At 60.1% G+C, this 1,437-nt stretch carries 1 pseudogene; it reads left to right on the forward strand.

Annotated features, from left to right (window positions below):
* Positions 1-1,437, forward strand: a pseudogene (locus DVK07_RS22825) (cell surface glycoprotein); the annotation flags it as partial.

Here is a 1,437-nt window from a genome sequence, read left to right on the forward strand (position 1 = left end):
GGGCAGCACTTTCTGGTCCGGCCAGGAACTTCGCCTGACCGCCGGTAACACGCTCACGGCTAACGACGCCCTTCAGGTCCGTACGTGGGACAGCAACGACAACGTCATCGGTGGACTCGAGACCGAGTTCTCGCTCAACAACTCTGGTGTGACGACGCTTGACACGAGCGGTCTTCCGGCTGAAGACCTCGTGATCGTCAGCGCCGACAACAACAGCCAGATCATCGAGTTCGACAACGGTGCCGCGACCAACACCCTTTCCGCCAGCAGCGGTGGAGACGGTGTGTTCGAAGTCGCGACTCAGAGCCTCACCACCGAGTGGGAGAGCGAAGATGTCTCCAATGGTGACGCCAACAACGAAGTTGACCTCACCATTGAGTCCAACCGCAACGCCTACGATCTTGAGGTCTCGACTGACGGCGGCCTCGACGCCGAGGAGCTCGAGTCGCTCTTCGCGAGCAGCCCGTTCAACGCTGCGCGTCTCGACGACACGAGTGACGACGATTACGACACCACGGTCGTTCTTGAGGACTTCGAGGACGTCGACGAGGTTCCTGTTTCCTTCCAGGACGTCGACGCCTCCGACTATGAGTTCACCTTCGCGGTGTCTGACACCGACGCAGAGGACACGGCCTCGCTCAACGTGACCGAGGAGAATGTCGGTGCCGACTTCTCCGAGAGTACGTACAGTCAGACCGCGGGTGACATCGTCGAAATGACCGTCGAACTGGAAGACGCCGACAGCGGCTACGTCCAGATCGGCGACGAGGACTCCGGCTTCATCGACGTCCTCTACGTTGAGGACGACGACGATGACGACGAGGTGACCTTCCAGGTCAACACGCGGACGCTCGGAACGAACCTGAGCAGCGCTGACCTCGTCTACAACAGTGACGACGACATCGTGGAAAGCGAGATCCACGGTGGCCTAGGCGGAAACGCCCCCGAATACCACAACGCGGACGGTAACGACCTGAACGGTCCCTCTGGCATCAATGACGGTACCTTCGAAGCGTACCTGTACCAGCTGGACCTGATCGATGAGAATCAGGACGGAACGGATCAGCTCATCCGTCCGCTTCAGGCGACCACCTACGACGTGTCCGTCAACGGTGACGCGATCTTCATCGTGAACGATGACGATAACTCCGAGCTCTCGGACGAGCTCGACCTTGCCACGCTGGACCTGACCCAGCCGGGTGTCGAAAACATCCAGACGTGGACCGCACCGTCTGACACCGCTGACGAGAACGACGAGCTCGAGGGCCTCCTCGAGACCGTCACGCAGCGTACTGACATCGCCGAAGAAGACCGTCTCGTCATCCAGGCAGAGTCGAGCGGAATCTACGGCCACATGGTTGCCATCGATGGCAACTTCGATTCGCTTGAAGACGGCTTCAGCGCGTCGACGCTCGACTCGCTTGTCAACAACCGCAC

The sequence above is a fragment of the Halorubrum sp. Atlit-26R genome (genome assembly GCF_003666015.1).
Taxonomy (GTDB): Archaea; Halobacteriota; Halobacteria; order Halobacteriales; family Haloferacaceae; genus Halorubrum.